The organism is Streptomyces sp. NPDC104307 (genome assembly GCF_055584045.1).
The window spans coordinates 890,770-910,441 of the sequence record NZ_JBVJMU010000001.1 but is presented as its reverse complement, the minus strand read 5'-3'; the positions used below and the strand labels follow the sequence as shown (position 1 = coordinate 910,441).

Genomic DNA, 19,672 nt, shown 5'->3' with positions numbered 1-19,672 from the left:
CGTCACCCGGCGGACAGGCCGGTGACCCGCACCCGCACGCCCCTGGCCCCGGACCGCACGGTGAACCCGCCGTCATCCAGCAGGGTCACGAGCCGCTCCGCCAGGACGTCGTCGCCGGCGCCTCCGGCCCCCAGCAGCGCATGGAGGGCGGAGGCGGCGGCCGCGGGGTCCACCGGGGCCTCCGGCGGGGAGGTCAGGCTGAGCAGCCGGCCGCCCCTCGGCCGGACGACACACTCGGACGGGCCGACGGTGAAGGCGGCCAGCGCACAGCCGGGGTGGCGGTGCAGCACCTCGGCCGTCCAGACCGCCGGAGACCCGAACCGGGGATCGCCGGGCAGGCCGTCCCGGAAGACGACATCGGCCAGCTCCAGCCCGTCCACGTCGCGGGTGTCCTCGTGCACGGCGATGTGCGCGTCACCGTCCGCGCACTCGGCCGAGGGCGGTGACCCCGCCCAACGGGTCACCGAGACCTCGCCCGGCCGCGTCACCCGGGTCAGTACGTGGAGGGGTGCCGTGACGGACACCGGTTCGTGGCCGGGCAGCGGCAACGGCTCCAGCGAGGCGGCCCACTCCGGCTCCGCCGCACCCATCATCGAGTAGAAGAGGGACCGCAGCCGGACCGCCGCCTCCCCCGGCACGGAGGTCGTGTACTCGGCGGGCCCCGGCAGCGGCCGGTGGTGCTCCACGAGCCGGTCGATCTGCCCGCGCAGCGGCGCACCGGGGTCCAGCCGGGGCGCCACCCGCATGAAGTCGGAGATCGGCGCCCCGGGGTCGAGTTCGTCCAGCGGGGCAGCGGCCAGCAGCACCGGAGTGCCGAGCGCCGCCGCGTAGAAGGTGACGGACCCGTGGTCCCCGACCACCGCGTCGGCCGCCACCAGCGCCTGCCGCCACCCCTCCAGCGGATCGATCAGCACCAGCCCGCAGCGCCGCGCCCGGTCGAGCCAGGCCCGGACCTGGCCGGGGCCGTGCCCGTGCCAGATATTGGGGTGCAGAACGGCGGCGAACCGGTACTCGTCCACGGGGAACTCGCCTGCGAGCCGAGGCAGCAGGCCGGGCAGCAGGTCGTCGCCGCCCGCGCCGCCGTCCCCGAAGAACGACGCAGGATTCCAGGTGGAGTTGAGGACGATCAGCCGTTGCCCGGCCCGTACCCCGAGTGCCCGGCGGAAGCGCTCGCGGTAGGGGCGGGCGGCGAGTGCGCGGTCGAAGCAGGGGTCACCGGCGAGTACGGCGGTCGGCGCGGCCTCCGGGCACGCGGCGCGCAGCCGGTCGCACTGCTCGGGATGGGAGAGGACGAGAGCGTCCGCGATGGGTACGCCGTCCGCCAGGACCCACTGCGGAGCCTGTCCGAATACGGGCACGGGGCTGGGCTCCGCTCCTGCTCCTGCCCCGGTGTCCGGTGTCCGGTGTCCGGTGTCCGGTGTCGCCAGCTTCTTAGTATATCCGACACCGTGCGAGAGAATCGCCAACTTACTTGGAAGCAATGCCAGTTGGCCACCGAAGCTGGCGGAGACGGCCAGGTCCACCGGCGTTTCGAGGGCCTGTTCCCACGGCAGCACCGGCACTCCGGTCCCGGCGAGGAGCTCGGCCGTGCCGGCCGAGAACGCCGAGGACTCCGGGCAGGTGGCGAGGAGCTGGATCCGCAGATCGCCGTCGAAGAGCGGCAGCACGTCCAGGAGCCGGGTGGCGGAGGTCACGTTGTGCACGACGAGCAGCACCCGCAGGCACTTCCCTCGGGTTGCCCACCGCACGGCACCGTCCCCGACCGGCACTCGCAGCCATCCGGCCCGCCCTTGTGTCACCCGCGCCCCCACTCGGCCCATGGGCCGCGCGACTGCCCGGCCGACCAGTCACGATATCCAATCGGCCCGGCCGGATGCCCTGTCAGGCTGCCATCGCCACGGATGTCTTGCGGAGCACGGGGCCAGGGGCCGCGCCGGCCTTCCGGTCCCCGAAGACCACCACCCGCAGCAGGGCGAAGCGCCCGACCCCGGCCAGCGCCGACGCCGACAGGTACACGGTCTGCTCGACCAGGGCCGAGGGCTCGGAGCGGAACGCGTAGAGGCAGAGCAGCGCCCCGGTCGTGAAGGCGTAGCTGACGGCGACGGTCAGCCCGGACTGGAGGTGCACGCCCCAGCCGCGGCGTTCGCTGCGGAACGACACCCGGCTGTGCAGCTCGGTGGCTATCACCGTGGACACCACGGTCACCAGCGCGTTCGCCAGGGCCAGCGGCATCCGGTCGTGGAGCAGCACCAGCACCCCGCTGGAGGCGACCCCGACCCCGCCGCCGCAGACCACGAAGCGCACGAATGCCGCGACAAGGGCGTGGGACGTGCGCGTCGGCTGGCGGGGTGGGGCGGCGGTCACGGGTTTCCTCCGGGGACTGTGTGGTGCGGTACGAATATCTCACCCCAGAATCTACGGACCCGGCGTCCTCCCCACGAACCGGTTTCTCCCCGACCTTCCTGGGGGTTGTCCCCCAGGGGACTTCGGGGGACAACCCCCAGGAGAGTGCGTCAGGGCTTGCGGGCGAGGCCGCCGTGCTCGCCGATCTCCTGAGGGGCGGGGGACAGTCCATCCGGGCGCCAGAGGGGTACGGAGACGACCCCGGGATCGAGGAGTTCGAGGCCGCCGAAGAAGGCCGCGATCCGGTCGACGGGGCGCAGGAAGTAGGGAATGGCGCCGCTTTCGTTGTACGCGTCCTGGGCCCGCTCGTAGTCGGCGTCGATGCCGCGTGATCCGTCGTTGATGGCGAGGTAGCTGCCGGACGGCAGCGCGTCCATCAGGTGCGCGACGATGCTCCGTGCCTGGTCGTAGTCGGCGACGTGCCCCAGGATGTTGCTGAGGATCAGGGCGGTGGGCCGGGTCAGGTCAAGGGTTTCCGCCGCCGCCGACAGGATGCGGTCGGGGTCGGCGAGCTCGGCGTCGACGTAGTTGGTGGCGCCCTCGGCGGTTGACGTGAGCAGGGCGCGGGCGTGCGTGAGGACGAGCGGGTCGTGGTCGACGTAGACGATCCTGGACTCAGGGGCGAGCCGCTGGGCGACTTCGTGCGTGTTGTCAACGGTCGGCAGGCCGGTTCCGATGTCCAGGAACTGCCGGATGTCGGCTTCCGTGACCAAGTGGGTGATGGTGCGCCCCAGAAAGGCGCGGCTCCCGCGGGCCACGGTGACGATGCCGGGGAAGACGGCGCTGTACGCGTTCCCTGCCTCCTCGTCGACCGCGTAGTTGTCCTTGCCGCCCAGCCAGTAGTTCCAGATCCGGGCGGAGTGCGGCACCGAGGTGTCTATGCGCTGTTCGGCAGGGTTCCTCGCGGTCGTGTGATCGGTCATGGGCTCCATCCGTCTTTCATCCGGGCGGAACAACTCCGCCGCCCCCAATGTAGGTGCCAACAACCCTGACAAGGCGAACGGTTCGTACCGGGGCCGGGGTGGCGCCTGCTTCGGTGCCGGCCCGCCCCGTTGTCGACTGTTCGGCTGAACGCCATCGTGTGCACACTGCACGGGTCTTCCGCCGGACCGTCGGTTCTGGAACACTCCTGTCGTTTTCGCCCTTATGTTTCCTCACCCCACAGAGGCCCCCACTCATGGCAGATATCAACCGTCGTCGCCTCCTGCAACTCGCCGGAGGCACGGTTGCCTTCAGTACGTTGTCGAGCAGCATCGCCCGCGCCGCCTCACTGCCCGCGAAGGGTCGTACGGGCACGCTCCAGGACGTCGAGCACATCGTCGTACTGATGCAGGAGAACCGTTCCTTCGACCACTACTTCGGCACGATGAAGGGTGTGCGCGGCTTCGGTGACCCGCGTCCGGTCACGCTGCCCGGCGGAAAGCCGGTCTGGCACCAGAAGGACCTGGCCGGCAAGGAGGTGCTGCCGTTCAGGCCGCCCGCCGACGACCTCGGGCTGCAGTTCCTCCAGGACCTGAACCACGACTGGGCCGGTGGGCACCGGGCGCTGAACAAGGGCGCGTACGACCAGTGGGTGCCCGCCAAGACCGCCACGACGATGGCCCACCTGACACGTGAGGACATCCCGTTCCACTACGCCCTCGCCGACGCGTTCACCGTCTGCGACGCGTACCACTGCTCGTTCCTCGGCTCGACCGACCCGAACCGCTACTACCTGTGGAGCGGGTACACCGGCAACGACGGCACGGGCGGCGGTCCCGTGCTCGGCAACGACGAGGCGGGGTACGGCTGGAAGACCTACCCCGAGCGGCTGGAGGAGGCCGGGGTGTCGTGGAAGGTCTACCAGGACATCGGTGACGGGCTCGACGCCGCCGGCTCCTGGGGGTGGATCGACGACGCCTACCGGGGGACGTACGGAGACAACTCGCTTCTCTATTTCAACAGTTACCGTGACGCCAAGCCCGGCGATCCCCTCTTCGAGAAGGCGCGCACCGGGACCGACGTCAAGAACGGCGACGGGCTCCTCGACGACCTGAAGGCCGATGTCCGGGCCGGTACGCTCCCCAAGATCTCCTGGGTCGTCTCGCCCGAGGCCTACAGCGAGCACCCCAACTGGCCCGCGAACTACGGTGCCTGGTACATCTCGCAGGTGCTGGACGCGCTGACCTCCGACCCCGAGGTCTGGGGCCGGACCGCCCTCTTCATCACCTACGACGAGAACGACGGCTTCTTCGACCACGTCGTGCCGCCGTTCGTGCCGTCCGGCGCGGCGCAGGGACTGTCCACCGTGGACACCTCCGCCGACCACTTCCCCGGCGACGTCCGGTACGCGGCCGGGCCGTACGGGCTCGGGCAGCGCGTGCCCATGACGGTCGTGTCCCCGTGGAGCACCGGCGGGTTCGCGTGTTCGGAGGTCTTCGACCACACCTCCGTCATCCGGTTCATGGAAGCGCGCTTCGGTGTGCGCGAGCCCAACATCTCGCCCTGGCGGCGTGCCGTCTGCGGCGACCTCACCTCGGCCTTCGACTTCAGCCGGACGGAGACCGCGCCCGCCGGGCTGCCCTCCACGGACGGATACGCGCCGCCGGACGGGGACCGGCACCCCGACTACGTTCCGGTGCCGCCGGTCTCCGGCAGCGTGCCGAAGCAGGAGTCCGGCACGCGGCCCACCCGGCCACTGCGGTACGCGCCGCTCGTGGACGGGGCGGCGGACCCGGGCGCCGGGAAGTACCAGCTCACCTTCGGTGGCGGGGACGAGGCCGGAGCGCAGTTCCTGGTGACGTCCGCCAACCGCGGTGACGGGCCCTGGACCTACACCACAGAGGCGGGCAAGTCGCTCTCCGACAGCTGGAACACGGCCTATTCCAGCGGCGTGACCGACCTCACGGTGCACGGTCCGAACGGGTTCCTGCGGGCCTTCAGGGGCCCCGGCAAGGCGGCCGGGCCGGAGGTGACGGCGCGTCATAACCCGGTGAACGGAGCTCTCGACCTGACGCTCACCCATGCCGGTACGGAGACGGTCCAGCTGACCGTGCGCAACGCGGACGCCTACGGCGGCGGGGCGCAGACCTTCGCGGTGCGGTCCGGCGCGACCGTGCGGCACACCGTTGACCTGCGCGGAAGCAAGCGCTGGTACGACATCGAGGTGGTCTCGGACGCGGACGCCACGTTCCTCCGCCGGTTCGCCGGACACGTCGAGACGGGTGAGGCCGGAACGAGCGACCCGGGCCTGGTCACCGGCTGACCGGGCGGCGCGGGGCGGCTGAATCCAAGCCGGACCGCCATCGGAGAGAGGCGGGGGCGCACGGGCCAGGTCCGGCCCGTTCCTGTGCGTCCCTGACCGTCCGTCGGGCGGGCGGTCCCGCGCGTCGGGGCGCGCCCGCTCGGTGCGTTAGGGTTTTTGCCGGGTCATGAGTTCCAGTGCGCAGCCCCGGCTTGCTGGACGGCACCCCGCTCCGCTGCGGGTGCTCCGGGTGACGACCTGCCCCGTGCGCGAGGTGCGGGGAACAGCGGACCGCGGTGCAGAGCGCTCGGGGTCCATCATCCCCGGAAGGCGGGACTCACCATGCTGCGTCATCTCCCCGAGCACGGCTCCGTGCGGAGCGAGGACTGCGAGCGGTACGCCGCAGGCCACCAAGTGCACTGGATCCACGCCAAGAAGTGCCGGCAGGAGCCCGGTCAGGCCGTCGAGATACTGCTGACCGCGGACGATGTCCGGGACGACGGCTGGGTCGGTCTGCGGGCCGCGTTCGACTACGCGGGCGCCCTTCCGCAGGTGTGGACGCATGCTCCGGACGGGCTGCGGGAGACCCTCGCCGGCCACCGGGGACGCGTGTACTGGCTCTCCCGGTGGCATGCGCTGAAGCTCGTGACCGGTGCCGACCGGGTCGCCGGACTCGTCAACGTAGCCTTCGAGGCAGGGGAGCTGTGCGGCGACCCGGGTTCCGTGCGCTCGTAGCCGCGTCGCCGTTCGGCGTCGGTGCCTGGAGGTGGTGCCTGGATTCGGTCGTCAATTGTCGTGAGATGTCGACCGGTTGCTTCATGTTGAGTGCACATTTGATCGTCATTGACCGCTGTGGGGTCACATAAAATCCTTATAGTGGGCGGGCGTTGACCGCACGATCGTGATGCGTGACGCTTCCGCCACAGAAGTCAGGACGATGACGCGCCCTTCCTCCGCAGAGCCCGAGCCCGTCCCACCTCCTCCGGAGTGCCCCGCGCACGCGGGGCCGGGCCCCGTGCCCCTCGGCGGGCCCTCGTTCCAGACCGAGCCGCGAGCCGTCTACCGCGCCATGCGGCGGGACCACGGGCCGGTCGTCCCCGTCGAGCTGCCGGGCGGGTTCCCCGCCTGGCTGGTCATCGGCTACCGGGAACTCCATCAGGTCACCAGTGACGGTGAGCTGTTCCCTCGCGACGTCGGCCTCTGGAACCAGTGGGAGCACATCCCGCAGGACTGGCCGCTGCTGCCCATGGTCGGGCGGCCGCTGCCGTCCATCTACTTCAGCGCGGGCGACGAGCACCGGCGGCATGCGCGGATGGTCGGACCCGCCCTCGAAGGGGCCGACCCGTTCGAGATCCGCAGCCACTGCGAGCAGTTGGCCGACCGGCTGATCGACGCCGTGTGCAGCCGGGGCACCGCCGACCTCGTCGCCGACTTCTGCGAGCCCCTTCCGGTCCTGGTCCTCGCGAGGCTGGTCGGATTCCCCGACGACGAGGGCGGCTCCATCGCCCAAGTGCTCAAGGACCTGGCCGACGGCGGTCCGGGCGCGCAGGAGGCCCACCTGCGTTTCGGGGAACACATGACACGACTCGTCGCCGCGAAGCGTGCCGCCCCCGGCGACGACGTGACCTCCCGGATGCTCGCGTTCCCCGAGGCCTTCACCGACGAGGAGTACATGCTCGACCTGATGGCCATCACCGCCGCCGGGCACCTCACCACCGCCGACTGGATCAGCAACTCGCTGCGGCTGATGCTCACGGAGGACGAGTTCGCCCAGTCGATGGCGGGCGGCCGGCGCAGCGTCGGCGAGGCCATGAACGAGGTGCTCTGGGAGGACGCGCCGACGCAGATCCTCGCCGGACGCTGGGCCGCCCGCGACACCCGGCTCGGCGGACGGCCGATCAGGGCGGGGGACATGCTGCTGCTCGGGCTCGGCGCCGCCAACACCGATCCGCTGATCCGGCAGAGCCTGACCGGCGGCGGTTTTGCCGCCCAGGGCGGCAACGGCGCGCATCTCGCCTTCAGCCACGGCGAGTACCGGTGCCCCTTCCCCGCCCAGGAGATCGCGGAGACCATCGCGCGCACCGGCATCGAGGTGCTGCTCGACCGCCTGCCCGACCTGGAGCTCCGGGTCCCCGTCGCGGACCTGGTGCGACGGCCCTCCGCGTTCCTGCGCGGTACCACCGCGCTGCCCGTTCGGTTCACCCCCGTTCGTACGACAGGAGACCTCTCGTGAACTGCCCTCACGCCGCCGCGCACGCTGCCGTCCCGGACGGCGCCGGGACCGTCGTCATCGACCCCATGGTCCAGGACCTGGACGGTGAGACCGCGAGGCTGCGTGAGGCCGGCCGGCTCGCCAGGATCGAGCTGCTCGGCGTACCCGCCTGGACGATCACCCGGCACGCCGACGCCCGTCAACTCCTGGTCGATCCGAGGCTGGTGAAGGATCTCGACGCCTGGGGGCTGTGGCAGAGCGGCGAGGTGACGCACGCGTGGCCGCTCATCGGCATGATCGACGCCGGGCGGTCCATGTTCACGGTGGACGGCGCCGAGCACCGACGGCTGCGCACCAAGACCTCCCAGGCGCTCACCCCACGGCGGCTGGAGGCCGTCAGGCCCGACATCGAGAAGTTCACCGGGGAACTGCTGGACGCACTCGCGGACGGTGGCAGGGACGGGGCCGTCGTCGACCTCAAATCGGTGTTCGCGCAGCCGCTGCCGATGCGGGTCGTCGGCATGCTCATGGGCGTGGACCCCGCCGAGAACGCCATGCTGACCAGACAGTACAAGGCCTTCTTCTCGATGCTCACCCCGCAGGACGAACGGCTGTCCCTGCTGGCCGATTTGGACGTCTTCTACGCCGGGCTGGTCCGTGAGAAGGCCGCACGGCCCACCGACGACCTGACCTCCGCGCTCATCCTCGCCGACGAGGGCGGCGAGCCGCTCACGGAGGAAGAGGTGGTGGGCAACCTCAAGGCGATGGTCGCGGCCGGCCACGAGACCACCATCGGGCTCATTCTCAACGCGGTACGAGCCCTCCTGTCCCACCCGGAACAGCTGCGGATGGTCCTCGACGGGGAGGCCTCCTGGGAGGCGGTGATCGAGGAGACGCTGCGGTGGGACACCCCGACCACCCATCTGCTGATGCGGTTCGCGACCGAGGACATCCAGGTGGGTGACGACGTCATAGCCAAGGGCGAGGGCGTGGTCATCTCGTACCGGGCCATCGGCCGGGACTTCGAGCAGCACGGCGCCGACGCGGACGCCTTCGACATCACTCGCCCCGCCCCCATCCGGCACATGACGTTCGGCCACGGTCCGCACATCTGCCCCGGCGCCGCGCTCTCCCGGGTCGAGGCGGGGATAGCGCTGCCCGCCCTCTTCGCCCGGTTCCCCGGACTGCGGCTCGCGGTGCCGGACACGGACATCCGCAAGCTCCCGGTGATGACCCAGAACGACATGGAGGCCTTCCCCGTACTGCTCAGCGCCTGAATCGGGCCGGACGGCATATCGTGGCGGTGGCCGCACGGACGACCGCCACGGCCGCCGCCTCCGGATACGTCTGTCGAAGCGCAGGTGTCGAAGCGCTTCGACAGTTCTATGGACACGCTGTGGCAGCAGGTCTAGGCTCACACCATCCGTACACGCCCGGATTTACGGGTGGGGAGTCGAAGCGCTTCGCCGCAGTGGTGTCCGACTGAAGCCGCCCCTCCGCGTGCCGGTGTCCGACGTCGTTCCGTGATGGAGAGCTGAATGGTCACCCTTGCCGAGGTCGCACAGCACGCCGGAGTCTCCGCGAGCACGGTGAGCTACGTCCTCAGCGGGAAGCGGTCCATCTCGGTCCCCACCCGGGAACGGGTGGAACGGAGCATCAAGGAGCTCGGCTACCACCCCAACGCGGGTGCGCGGGCGCTCGCCAGCAGCCGGTCGAACATCATCGCGCTCATGGTGCCACTGCGTACCGACATGTACGTCCCCGTGATGATGGAGATCGCCATCGCCGTCGCCACGACGGCCCGCGTCCACGGCTACGACGTCCTGTTGCTGACCGGCGAGGAGGGCCCGGCCGCGGTGCGCCGGATCGCCGGCAGCTCGCTCGCGGACGCCATGATCCTGATGGACGTCGAACTGCACGACGAACGGCTTCCGCTGCTGCGCGAGACCGACCGCGCCGCCGTACTGATCGGACTGCCCGCCGACACCGCCGGTCTCACCTGCGTGGACCTCGACTTCGAGGCGACCGGGGCGCTCTGCGTCGAACACCTCGCCGGACTCGGACACCGTGAGATCGCGGTGATCGGCGAGGCGGCCGCGGTGTACGAGCGGCACACCGGATTCGCCGAGCGGACCGTCGACGGAGTACGGGCCAAGGCGCGGGAGACCGGCGTGCGGGTCCTCCACCGGCCCTGCGAGGGCGGCTACCCCGCGATGGCCCAGACCCTGTCGCGGATATTCGACGAGCGCCCCGGCACAACGGGCTTCATCGTGCAGAACGAGTCCGCGGTGGAACCGCTGCTCAACCTGTTGCGCCAGCAGGGCCGGGCCGTGCCCGAGGACGTTTCGGTGGTCGCCATCTGCCCCGAGCAGGTGGCCTCCCAGGCCTCGGTGCGGCTCACCTCTGTGGCCATTCCCGCGCAGCAGATGGGGCGCCGCTCGGTCGAGCAGGTCGTCGCCAAGCTCTCCGGCCGGGGCACGGACGAAACGGAGCTGCTGGCACCGGAGCTGACGGTACGGGAGAGCACCGGCCCCGCCCCGAGGTGACGCCGCACACCGGCCCCCATCACCCCGCGCTCACCGCGTCGCGTCCGCCAGGGCGCGGTCGGCCGCGGCGCGGGAGGTGTGCCACAGGGTGGTGACCGGTTCCCACACCTGGATTCCCCGGCCCATGCCCACCGTCGCGGCGCCGAACGTGACGCCGTGGTGCGAGGGGTCCGCCGCCACGGAGAGGCTGCGGACGACATGGCCCTCGGTGGCGCCCGGAGTCGCCGTGCGCACGGCGGCGTACCCGCGCTCGCCCGGTGAGAGCACGTACGGGCCGCTGGTGGCCGGCGGCACGGCCTCGGCCGAGCCGTCCAGTCCCCGGAAGGTGACCGTGGGGACGCGGTCGACCACGCAGGTGATCCCGCCCCGGTTGGTGACGGCGATCCGGGCCGTGTTCCGCTGCCCGCCGGACGAGGCCGAGACGCTGAGGGACTGCTCCTGGCAGACGCTCGGGCGGGCCGACGTACCGGCCGCCGGGGTGGCGGCCGCGCCGGTGACGGTCAGGACCGAGGCGGCCGTCGCGGTGAGCGCGGCGGTGAGAGCGGAGGACGGGCGCATCATGTTTCTCCCCTTGGATCGACAGCCTGTGGTCGTGGCCGGAGGCCCCGGCGGCCGGTAGAACCGACAGGGACATTCTGGACGGTATGCCCCACTTGTGGCGATAGATAGGACATGCCAGTTCAATATCGACCGTCGAGGTGTTTAGGTACCTGGATAATGCCTATACTCATTAGCTAAATTCTTAATAGATGTAGGGTTGTGGGTGAGGGCTGACGGAGGGAAGAGCATGGTACGAGCAGGGCTGACGGCTGACCGTCTGGCTCAGGCCGGGGCAGAGCTGGCCGATGAGGTCGGCTTCGACCAGGTGACCGTCTCGGCGCTCGCCCGGCGGTTCGACGTCAAGGTCGCGAGCCTGTACTCGCATCTGAAGAACTCCCACGACCTCAAGACCAGAATCGCCCTGCTCGCCCTGGAGGAGATGGCCGACCGTGGTGCCGCCGCACTCGCCGGGCGGGCGGGCAGGGACGCCCTCAAGGCCTTCGCGGACGTGTACCGCGACTACGCCCGCGAGCACCCAGGTCGTTACGCCGCCGCCCAGTTGAGGCTCGACCCGGAAGTGGTCGCCGCCAGCGCCGCCCGCAGGCACTCGCAGATGACCCGGGCCATCCTGCGCGGCTACGAACTGACCGAGCCCGACCAGACGCACGCCGTCCGGCTGCTGGGCAGCGTCTTCCACGGCTACGTCAGCCTGGAGATGCAGGGCGGATTCAGCCACAGCGCCCCCGACTCGCAGGAGAGCTGGTCGTGGTCCCTGGACGCCCTGGACGCCCTGCTGCGGAACTGGACCGCGCACTGACCGGAGTTCCCGGCCACCTCGGCGTTCCGGGCAACACCCTCAACGTTCCGGGCAACAGGTAGAGACATCAGGTAGGGACATGCAGACCGAAACCGACTGGATCACCACACCGATCACCGCGGAGCTCCTGCGCGGGGCGCTCGACCTGGAGCGCACCGAGCACGGCGTGCGCCCGCACCGGCTGCCCGCCCGCGCCCGCGCACAGTGCGCCGACGCGCAGCTGGCGATGGCGGAGGCCCAGCCGTCCGGCGTGCGGCTGGTGTTCCGTACCGCCGCCACCGTGATCGAGCTGGACGCACTCCGCACCAAGACGGCCTATCAGGGCGCGCCGCCCCGTCCCGACGGCGTCTACGACCTGCTCGTCGACGGCCGCCTCGCGGGACAGGAGAGCGTGACCGGCGGCAACGTCCTCCTGGTCGACATGACCGCCGGGACCGCGCAGACGCAGCCGGGGCCGGTCGGCACCGTGCGGTTCGCCGGGCTGCCCGAAGCCGTGAAGGACGTCGAGATCTGGCTGCCGTACAACGAGAACACCGAACTCGTCGCCCTGCGCACCGACGCCCCCGTCGAACCCGCCGCCGACCGGGGCCGCAAGGTGTGGCTGCACCACGGCAGTTCGATCAGCCACGGCTCCGACGCCGCGAGCCCCACCACCACCTGGCCCGCACTTGCGGCCTCCCTCGGTGGGGTGGAGCTGGTCAACCTGGGCCTGGGCGGCAGCGCCCTGCTCGACCCGTTCACGGCGCGGGCGATGCGCGACACCCCCGCTGACCTGATCAGCGTCAAGATCGGCCTCAACCTCGTCAACGCCGACCTGATGCGGCTGCGGGCCTTCACCCCGGCGGTGCACGGCTTCCTCGACACCATCCGCGAGGGGCACCCCACGGCGCCGCTGCTGGTCGTCTCGCCCGTCCTGTGCCCCATCCACGAGGACACCCCGGGCCCGAGCATGCCCGACTTCAGCAACCTCAGTGCGGGAAGGCTCCAGTTCAAGGCCATGGGCGATCCTGCGGAGAGGGCCGCGGGGAAGCTGACGCTCAACATCATCCGAGCGGCCCTGAGCGGCCTGGTCGAGCAGCGCTCCGCCGACGACCCGAACCTGTACTACCTCGACGGCCGCGATATGTACGGAGAGCAGGACTTCGCCGAACTGCCGCTGCCGGACCAGCTCCACCCGGACGCGGCCACCCACCGGCGCATGGGCGACCGCTTCGCCGCGCTCGCCTTCGCCCCCGACGGCCCATTCGCCGCCGAACGCCCGTCCTGATCAGCTCATCTGTCAGCCCGTCAGCCCGTCAGCCCGTCGGCCGGTCCGGGGTTCCGGTCCGGCCGACGGGCGTACGTCACATGCCCGGCGGGACCCGGGACGGGCGGCCGTTGCCACGGGTCAGCGAGTAGCCGAAGACGGCTGCGAGCGCGCCCAGCACGCCGCCGCCGACGGTCCACAGCCAGCGGTCGGTCCACCAGCCGGAGGACCAGCCGTCCTCCGGCTCACCCGCGAGCGGGACCGGGGCGGCAGACGCGTCGTCGGAGGCCTGCTCGGCAGTGGACACCCCGGGCACCAGCGGCTTGGAGAGCGTGCCGTCGACGTCCCCGGCACCGCCCTTCCCGGCCGACGTGACCTCGACCTCGGTCCGCACCGGCAGACCGAGATCCGACGAGGGCAGATCGACGACGGTGAGGCGGACGTAATAGCTGCCGGGCAGCGGGTCGTTGGCCCACGGCTCCGACCAGGCCCTGACGGTCCGCAGGACGCAGGTGAGCTCGATCGTGGCGGCGTCGGCCGCGGCCTTGCCGGTCTGCTTGCCGTACATGCAGGCCTGGCGGCGGCGCAGCCCGTCGTACACGTCGATCTGCCACGTCGAGACGCCGTGCCGGGTGGCGGCCTCGGGCAGGGTGACCTTCGCCTTGACGGTGGGCCGCTGGCCCGCGTCGGCCGGGAACACCCAGTACAGGTAGTCGCCCGTGGAGCCGCCGGCGGTGGCGGTCTGGTTCTGCTGGATCGCGGTGGCGGTACGGAAGGCGGTGCCCGCCTCCGTGGGGCCGGAGCCGTCGCCGGAGGCGCTGGGGCTCGGCGACGGGTCGTCCGCGACGGCGGCTCCCGCCCCGGTCAGCAGGGCGAGCCCGGTCAGCAGCGCGCCCGCGAGCACACGAGTCGTACGGATCATCGGTTGGTCCTCCAGACGGCGATGCGCCAGCGCGAGATCCAGCCGGTCAGCAGGCCCGCGACCAGTCCGGTGAGGACGAGCACGCCGAGCAGCCACCAGCCGCGGCCCAGGCCGAACGCGGCGACGTCGGCCGCGTTGTCGGGCCCGTCCACCACATCGACGGTCAGCTCGACCGGCATTCCGGGCGAGGTCTTCACCGAGGCGGGTGCCGAGAAGGAGTTGCTGACCCGGAGGCAGACGGTCTCCGGGACCGGCTCCTCGTCGTCATCGTCCTGTTCGGGCCTCGGGTAGCGCAGCCCGGACGAGATGGCGTCCGTGCGACCGGTGCCGGACTCGGAACCCCTGACGATCTCCCGGCCGTGCACGGTCACCGCGCGCAGCAGCGTCCCGTAGTCGTTGTTCACGGCCCGGTCCGCGAAGACGCTGACGGAGGCGCGCAGTTCCTGGCCGGGCAGCACCTCCACCCGGTACCAGCGGTGCTCACCGATCTTCTCGCGGTCGGTGTAGAGGCCCGCCTTGAGCTTCGGGGCGTCGGTGCAGCTGTCCGTGCCCTCAGTCGCCACGGGGGTGACGACGGGCTCTGCCGCCCGGTCAACCAACTGCTTGACGCGGCCGGAGAGTTGATCGGTGTGCTTGACGGCGGTGTACGTGCCGCCGGTGGCCTCCGCGATGCAGGTCAGCTGCTTGCGGATCTTCTCGTTCGGCACCAGGCCGAGGGTGTCGATGACCAGGTGGATGCCGCGCGCGGCGATGTCCCGGGCCACCTCGCACGGGTCGAGCGGGCCGCAGGTGTCCTCGCCGTCGCTGATCAGCACGATCCGGCGGGTGGAGTCGCCGCCCTCCAGATCGTCGGCGGCGCCCAGCAGGGCGGGTCCGATCGGGGTCCAGCCGGTGGGGGCGAGGGTGGCGACCGCGGTCTTGGCCTCCGTGCGGTCGAGCGGGCCGACCGGGTAGAGCGCCTTGGTGTCCTTGCAGCCGACCTTCCGGTCGTCGCCCGGGTAGTCGGCGCCGAGGGTGCGGATGCCGAGCTGCACCTGCTCGGGCACCGCGTCCAGGACCTCGTTGAACGCCTGCTTCGCCGCGGTCATCCGGGACTGGCCGTCGATGTCGCGGGTCCGCATGGAGCCACTGACATCGAGCACCAGCTCGACCTTGGGGGACGCTTTCGTGGGGGTTTCATCGGCCGCGGCGGGGAGGGCCGAGCCGAGCCCGGCGGTCAGGGTGGCGAGCAGAATACCCACCCCGACCGTCAGCCTTCTTCTTATGATCATCGCCGGATAGTAGTGAACATCAGTTCGCTATCCAAAACGGGTCGCTGACGGGACGTCGGCCGTCGCTCCCGGCGCACCGCCCCGCGTTCTAGTCCTGCGGGCGGTCCGCGCCCAGCAGCGGTCCGGCCGCCCGGTCCAGTACCGAGCCGATCCTGTCCCAGGTGGCCAGGTCCCGCTCCACCGCTTCCAGTTGCCGGTCCCCGTCGGTCCGCCAGCCGGTGGCGACCGCGACCGGGTCCGTCCCCGTGGCGGCCGAGGCGGCGAGGGCCGCCGCGCCCACCGCGACGAGTTCGCCGCTGGCCGGTACCGTCACCGGGCGCCCCGACAGCCGCCGTACGGTCTCCACCCACTGGTGCCCCTGGGCGCCGCCGCCGATCAGCAGCAGTGGCCGGGCCGCCACCTCGGGGTCGGCCGGGTCGAGCCCGCAGGCCCGGAGCAGTTCGTCGAGCGCCCGCAGCACGGTGAAGACCGCACCCTCGTAGGCGGCGCCCAGGATCTGCTGGGGGGTGGTGTCGTGCCTCAGCCCGGTGAGGAGACCGGAGGCGGTGGGCAGATCCGGGGTGCGCTCGCCGTCCAGGTAGGGCAGGACCACGGCCTCGCCGCCGGGTGCGGCGTCGGCGCGGTCCAGGCCGAGCAGGGCGGCGACCTTGTCGACGGCGAGCGTGCAGTTGAGGGTGCAGGCCAGCGGGAGGTACGTGCCGTCGGCCGCGGCGAAGCCGGACAGGGCAGGGGAGGCGGGCCTGGTCCGGGAGGCGGCGAAGACCGTGCCGGAGGTGCCGAGGCTCAGCACCGGATGGTCCAGGAGCCCGGCGCCGCCGAGCCCGAGGCCGACGGCGGCGCTCATGTTGTCACCGGTGCCCGCCGCGACGGCGATACCGGCGGGCAGGCCGAGCGCCTCGGCCGCGGCGGCGGTCAGCGAACCGATGCGGGCCGCTCCGCTGGCGGCCACTTCCGGCAGCAGCGCGGCCTCGATGGCAAGAAGTTCGAGCAGCTCGGGGTCGTAGGCCCCGGTGGCGGTGGAGTACCAGCAGGTGCCGGACGCGTCGCCCGGGTCGGTGACGGCGCGGCCGGACAGCCGCTCGGTGAGGAAGTCGTGGGGCAGCCGGATCGCAGCGGCCGCCGCGGCGGTGGCGGGTTCGTTCTCCCGCAGCCACTGCCACTTCGACGCGGTCATCGCGGCCACCGGTACGGAGCCGGTGCGCGCCGTCCAGGCGTCGGCGCCGCCCAGCGCCTCGGTGAGGGCGGCGGCCTGCGGGGCGGAGCGGGTGTCGTTCCAGAGCAGCGCCGGTCGCAGCGGGGCGCCGTCCGCGTCCAGTACGACGAGGCCGTGCTGCTGCCCCGCCACGGCGATCCCGGCGACGGCGGAGGCGGGGACGCCCGACTCCTTGAGCCCGGCGGCGACCGCGTCGCACAGGGCCTGCCACCACACCTCGGGGTCCGTCTCGCGGGCTCCGGCCTCCCCGGTGACGACATGGGGGGCGCGGCCGACGGCGAGCAGCCGGCCGGTCGCGATGTCGACGAACGCCGCTTTGGTGGACTGGGTGGAGCTGTCCACACCGATGACGACGGTATGCGGCGGCATGGCTGGCCTCATTCTCTGGTCTCAGGGGTCGGTCCGGCGTAGCGGGATGCCGTGGGACATCGCCCTGCGGGTATTTGATCGTACGGAGAACAAATTAGGTGATCGAGCCGGCGGGGAACAGGGGGTGGGGTGGATTTCCGTCATGGGGTGAAGTGGATAGTCGGACGGGTGTTCGTGTCAGGGGTTGGGTATGGGATCGGGTCGGGGGGTTACGTCGCCGGGGTGGTCCGTGCATGATTAGTCATGACACTGAACAAATTGAGGTTCGGCCGCCCGACCGGCTGCGGACCCATGGCACCGAAGGCGGTTGGACCATGACCGAGCGTTTCACCCCCACCCCGCAGGACAAGTTCACCTTCGGCCTGTGGACCGTGGGCTGGCAGGGGCGCGACCCGTTCGGTGACGCGACCCGGGAGGCGATCGACCCGGTCGACTCCGTGCAGCGGCTCGCGGAGCTCGGCGCCTACGGTGTGACGTTCCACGACGACGACCTGATCCCGTTCGGCTCGACGGACTCCGAGCGCGAGGGCATCGTGAAGCGGTTCCGCCAGTCGCTGGACGCGGCCGGTCTCAAGGTCCCGATGGCCACGACCAACCTGTTCACGCACCCGGTCTTCAAGGACGGCGGGTTCACCTCGAACGACCGTGACGTGCGCCGGTTCGCGCTGCGCAAGGTCATCCGCAACATCGATCTGGCCGTCGAGCTGGGCGCGGAGACGTATGTGGCGTGGGGTGGCCGTGAGGGTGCGGAGTCCGGGGGTGCGAAGGACATCCGTCTCGCGCTGGACCGGATGAAGGAGGCGTTCGACCTGCTCGGGGAGTACGTCGTCGAGCAGGGCTACGACCTGAGGTTCGCCATCGAGCCCAAGCCGAACGAGCCGCGCGGTGACATCCTGCTGCCGACCGTCGGCCACGCCCTGGCCTTCATCGAGCGCCTGGAGCGCCCGGAGATGTACGGCGTGAACCCGGAGGTCGGCCACGAGCAGATGGCCGGGCTGAACTTCGCGCACGGCATCGCACAGGCGATCTGGGCGGGCAAGCTCTTCCACCTGGACCTCAACGGGCAGTCCGGCATCAAGTACGACCAGGACCTCCGCTTCGGCGCCGGTGACCTGCGCCAGGCCTTCTGGCTCGTCGACCTGCTGGAGACGGCCGGCTACCAGGGCCCGCGCCACTTCGATTTCAAGCCGCCGCGGACCGAGGACTACGACGGCGTCTGGGCCTCGGCCGCGGGCTGCATGCGCAACTACCTGATCCTCAAGGACCGGGCCGCCGCCTTCCGCGCCGATCCGGCGGTGCAGGACGCGCTGCGCGCCTCCCGGCTGGACGAGCTGGCGCAGCCCACCGCGGCCGACGGCGTGGCCGGGCTGCTGGCCGACCGCTCCGCGTACGAGGACTTCGACGTCACGGCCGCGGCCGAGCGCGGCATGGCGTTCGAGGCCCTGGACCAGCTGGCGATGGACCACCTGCTCGGCGTCCGCTGACCCGTCGCGGGGGCGGACGCGCCTACTGGGACGCGCCTACTCGGACGCGCCTACTGGGACGTTTCCAACGGGCGCGTCCGCCCCCGCGATGCAGGCCGGGTCCACGACGCAGGCCGTGGCCGCAGCCTCTCAGGCCGTGGCGCGGCCCGCGTACGCCACCGGGTCCGCGAGCACGTCCGTCATGACCAGGGCCGCCGCACCCCGTGCCGCGTCACCAGCGACGGACGAGGCGCGCAGCCGGCCGCTGCCCGGGGACCACAGCCCGGACACGACCCGGTCCGTCAGCTCCTCGTCCACGGGCGGCGACAGCCACGGCATCAGGTTCCGGTAGATCCCGCCGAGCACCACGGCGTCCGGGTCCAGCAGGTTCACCGCCCCGGACAGCACCCGGCCCAGCATCCGGCCAGCCCCGGCGACGGCGGCGACCGCCCGTTCGTCGCCCGCCCGGGTGCGCCGCTCCAGCTCGGCGACCGCGATGCCGCTGCCGGTCTCCTCGATACCGGCGGCCCGCAGGAGCGCCGCCTGGCCCGCGTACTGCTCCAGGCAGCCGCGCGAACCGCAGCGGCACTGCGGCCCCCGCGCGTCCACCACCACGTGCCCGATCTCGCCGGCGAAGCCGTGCGCCCCGCGCAGCAGCTCGCCGTTGATGACCAGGGCGCCGCCGACGCCGATCTCACCGGTCAGGTACAGGAAGCTCCGGATCCGGTCCAGCCCGCCGAACCACAGCTCGGCCAGCGCCGCCAGATTGGCCTCGTTCTCCGAACTCACGGTCAGCGCCTCGCGTCCGGGCCGCTCCTCGGCCAGCGCGGCCGCGAACAGCTCCTGCGCGGGGACCTGGTTCCAGCCCAGGTTCGGGGCCTGGCGCACCGCGCCGCCCGAGACCAGTCCGGGCAGCGCCAGCGCGACGCCCACCGGGAACAGCTCCTGCTCGCCCGCCGATTCCAGGGTGCGCGCGGCGATCCTGGCCGCCCGCGCCAGTACCTCCGCGGGCGGCGCGCCCCGGTTGTCGAGGTGCTCGGTGAGCCGGACCCGGCCGGTGCCCGCCAGGTCGACGACGCACACCGACACATAGTCGATGTTGACCTCGACGCCGAGCCCGGCCGGACCGGTCCTGGCCATCTTGAGCGCGGTGCCGGGCCGGCCGGCCTGCCCGCTGAACGTCTTGCCGGACTCCGTCAGGAACCCGCTGTCGAGCAGCTGCTCGACGAGCGAGGAGACGGCGGCCCGGGTCAGCCCTACCCGCGCGGCGACTCCGGCCCGGGTCGCCTCGCCCTCGCCCTCGTCGCGGACGGCCCGCAGCACGAGGCTGAGGTTGCTGCGCCGGACGGTGTCCTTGTCGGCCTTGGGCCCCAGCGGCGTGAGGTTGCTCTTCATATCGGTGCCGAGCCTATGCGATCTCGTACACCGGTACGGTCCGGATGCGGTT

General features: G+C 71.7%; 16 protein-coding genes and 1 riboswitch. Of the genes, 8 read left to right on the top strand and 8 right to left on the bottom strand.

Annotated elements, in window-relative coordinates:
* Nucleotides 1-2: 2 nt before the first annotated feature.
* From ACZ601_RS03765 to ACZ601_RS03755, 3 genes are all read right to left on the bottom strand, one after another.
* On the bottom strand, nt 3-1,748 hold the full coding sequence (locus tag ACZ601_RS03765) for a hypothetical protein (protein WP_469532539.1): 1,746 nt from the start codon (nt 1,746-1,748) through the stop codon (nt 3-5).
* A 133-nt stretch (nt 1,749-1,881) separates the two neighbouring features.
* Complete coding sequence (locus ACZ601_RS03760) at nt 1,882-2,364, bottom strand: GtrA domain-containing protein (RefSeq protein ID WP_440575146.1); 483 nt, start codon at nt 2,362-2,364, stop codon at nt 1,882-1,884.
* Nucleotides 2,365-2,513: 149 nt separating this feature from the next.
* Nucleotides 2,514-3,326 carry an SAM-dependent methyltransferase gene (locus ACZ601_RS03755; protein WP_469532537.1) on the bottom strand — a complete coding sequence of 271 codons (813 nt, stop codon included), beginning with the start codon at nt 3,324-3,326 and terminating at the stop codon, nt 2,514-2,516.
* Nucleotides 3,327-3,580: 254 nt separating this feature from the next.
* On the opposite strand from ACZ601_RS03755, the gene ACZ601_RS03750 reads away from it, so the two are divergent.
* From ACZ601_RS03750 to ACZ601_RS03730, 5 genes are all read left to right on the top strand, one after another.
* Complete coding sequence (locus ACZ601_RS03750; protein ID WP_469532536.1) at nt 3,581-5,647, top strand: phosphocholine-specific phospholipase C; 2,067 nt, start codon at nt 3,581-3,583, stop codon at nt 5,645-5,647.
* Nucleotides 5,648-5,809: 162 nt separating this feature from the next.
* A riboswitch (SAM riboswitch) is annotated at nt 5,810-5,919 on the top strand.
* A 49-nt stretch (nt 5,920-5,968) separates the two neighbouring features.
* A complete protein-coding gene (locus ACZ601_RS03745; RefSeq protein WP_469532534.1) occupies nt 5,969-6,361 on the top strand; it encodes a hypothetical protein in 393 nt (130 codons plus the stop codon).
* Between the two features lie 202 nt (nt 6,362-6,563).
* On the top strand, nt 6,564-7,859 hold the full coding sequence (locus ACZ601_RS03740; protein ID WP_469532532.1) for a cytochrome P450: 1,296 nt from the start codon (nt 6,564-6,566) through the stop codon (nt 7,857-7,859).
* Nucleotides 7,856-9,115, top strand: a complete 1,260-nt coding sequence (locus ACZ601_RS03735) for a cytochrome P450 family protein (RefSeq protein WP_469532530.1) — start codon at nt 7,856-7,858, stop codon at nt 9,113-9,115. The genes ACZ601_RS03740 and ACZ601_RS03735 overlap by 4 nt, the downstream gene beginning before the upstream one ends.
* Before the next feature lie 261 nt (nt 9,116-9,376).
* Nucleotides 9,377-10,384, top strand: a complete 1,008-nt coding sequence (locus ACZ601_RS03730) for a LacI family DNA-binding transcriptional regulator (RefSeq protein ID WP_469532529.1) — start codon at nt 9,377-9,379, stop codon at nt 10,382-10,384.
* Nucleotides 10,385-10,414: 30 nt separating this feature from the next.
* On the opposite strand, the gene ACZ601_RS03725 is transcribed toward ACZ601_RS03730, so the two are convergent.
* A complete protein-coding gene (locus ACZ601_RS03725; RefSeq protein WP_469532527.1) occupies nt 10,415-10,945 on the bottom strand; it encodes a DUF4232 domain-containing protein in 531 nt (176 codons plus the stop codon).
* A gap of 226 nt (nt 10,946-11,171) precedes the next feature.
* Here ACZ601_RS03725 and ACZ601_RS03720 point away from each other — a divergent pair, with 226 nt between their 5' ends.
* Entirely contained in the window at nt 11,172-11,741 is a 570-nt protein-coding gene (locus tag ACZ601_RS03720; protein WP_469532525.1) for a TetR/AcrR family transcriptional regulator, read from the top strand.
* A gap of 79 nt (nt 11,742-11,820) precedes the next feature.
* Nucleotides 11,821-13,008 carry a GDSL-type esterase/lipase family protein gene (locus ACZ601_RS03715; RefSeq protein ID WP_469532523.1) on the top strand — a complete coding sequence of 396 codons (1,188 nt, stop codon included), beginning with the start codon at nt 11,821-11,823 and terminating at the stop codon, nt 13,006-13,008.
* A 76-nt stretch (nt 13,009-13,084) separates the two neighbouring features.
* Here the strand turns inward: ACZ601_RS03715 and ACZ601_RS03710 are convergent, their stop codons facing one another.
* The 3 genes from ACZ601_RS03710 to xylB all read right to left on the bottom strand — a co-directional run bounded on the left by ACZ601_RS03710 (nt 13,085) and on the right by xylB (nt 16,762).
* Complete coding sequence (locus tag ACZ601_RS03710) at nt 13,085-13,909, bottom strand: hypothetical protein (RefSeq protein WP_469532522.1); 825 nt, start codon at nt 13,907-13,909, stop codon at nt 13,085-13,087.
* Nucleotides 13,906-15,180: a VWA domain-containing protein gene (locus ACZ601_RS03705; protein ID WP_469532520.1), complete on the bottom strand. Its 1,275-nt coding sequence runs from the start codon at nt 15,178-15,180 to the stop codon at nt 13,906-13,908. Before ACZ601_RS03705 ends, ACZ601_RS03710 begins: the two co-directional genes overlap by 4 nt.
* Nucleotides 15,181-15,268: 88 nt before the next feature.
* Nucleotides 15,269-16,762: a xylulokinase gene (xylB, locus tag ACZ601_RS03700; protein WP_469532518.1), complete on the bottom strand. Its 1,494-nt coding sequence runs from the start codon at nt 16,760-16,762 to the stop codon at nt 15,269-15,271.
* Nucleotides 16,763-17,076: 314 nt separating this feature from the next.
* Between xylB and xylA the strand changes: the two genes are divergently transcribed.
* Nucleotides 17,077-18,246 carry a xylose isomerase gene (gene xylA / locus ACZ601_RS03695; RefSeq protein ID WP_390084250.1) on the top strand — a complete coding sequence of 390 codons (1,170 nt, stop codon included), beginning with the start codon at nt 17,077-17,079 and terminating at the stop codon, nt 18,244-18,246.
* 129 nt (nt 18,247-18,375) lie between these two features.
* Here the strand turns inward: xylA and ACZ601_RS03690 are convergent, their stop codons facing one another.
* Nucleotides 18,376-19,620, bottom strand: a complete 1,245-nt coding sequence (locus tag ACZ601_RS03690; protein ID WP_469532515.1) for an ROK family protein — start codon at nt 19,618-19,620, stop codon at nt 18,376-18,378.
* Nucleotides 19,621-19,672: the final 52 nt, after the last annotated feature.

Coding starts and splice junctions, on each gene's coding strand:
- ACZ601_RS03750 (WP_469532536.1), top strand. CDS start 3,581: ATGGCAGATATCAACCGTCGTCGCCTCCTGCAACTCGCCGGAGGCACG.
- ACZ601_RS03740 (WP_469532532.1), top strand. CDS start 6,564: ATGACGCGCCCTTCCTCCGCAGAGCCCGAGCCCGTCCCACCTCCTCCG.
- ACZ601_RS03720 (WP_469532525.1), top strand. CDS start 11,172: ATGGTACGAGCAGGGCTGACGGCTGACCGTCTGGCTCAGGCCGGGGCA.
- ACZ601_RS03690 (WP_469532515.1), bottom strand. CDS start 19,620: ATGAAGAGCAACCTCACGCCGCTGGGGCCCAAGGCCGACAAGGACACC.
- ACZ601_RS03730 (WP_469532529.1), top strand. CDS start 9,377: ATGGTCACCCTTGCCGAGGTCGCACAGCACGCCGGAGTCTCCGCGAGC.
- ACZ601_RS03715 (WP_469532523.1), top strand. CDS start 11,821: ATGCAGACCGAAACCGACTGGATCACCACACCGATCACCGCGGAGCTC.
- ACZ601_RS03705 (WP_469532520.1), bottom strand. CDS start 15,180: ATGATCATAAGAAGAAGGCTGACGGTCGGGGTGGGTATTCTGCTCGCC.
- ACZ601_RS03755 (WP_469532537.1), bottom strand. CDS start 3,326: ATGACCGATCACACGACCGCGAGGAACCCTGCCGAACAGCGCATAGAC.
- xylA (WP_390084250.1), top strand. CDS start 17,077: ATGACCGAGCGTTTCACCCCCACCCCGCAGGACAAGTTCACCTTCGGC.
- ACZ601_RS03725 (WP_469532527.1), bottom strand. CDS start 10,945: ATGATGCGCCCGTCCTCCGCTCTCACCGCCGCGCTCACCGCGACGGCC.
- xylB (WP_469532518.1), bottom strand. CDS start 16,762: ATGCCGCCGCATACCGTCGTCATCGGTGTGGACAGCTCCACCCAGTCC.
- ACZ601_RS03710 (WP_469532522.1), bottom strand. CDS start 13,909: ATGATCCGTACGACTCGTGTGCTCGCGGGCGCGCTGCTGACCGGGCTC.
- ACZ601_RS03745 (WP_469532534.1), top strand. CDS start 5,969: ATGCTGCGTCATCTCCCCGAGCACGGCTCCGTGCGGAGCGAGGACTGC.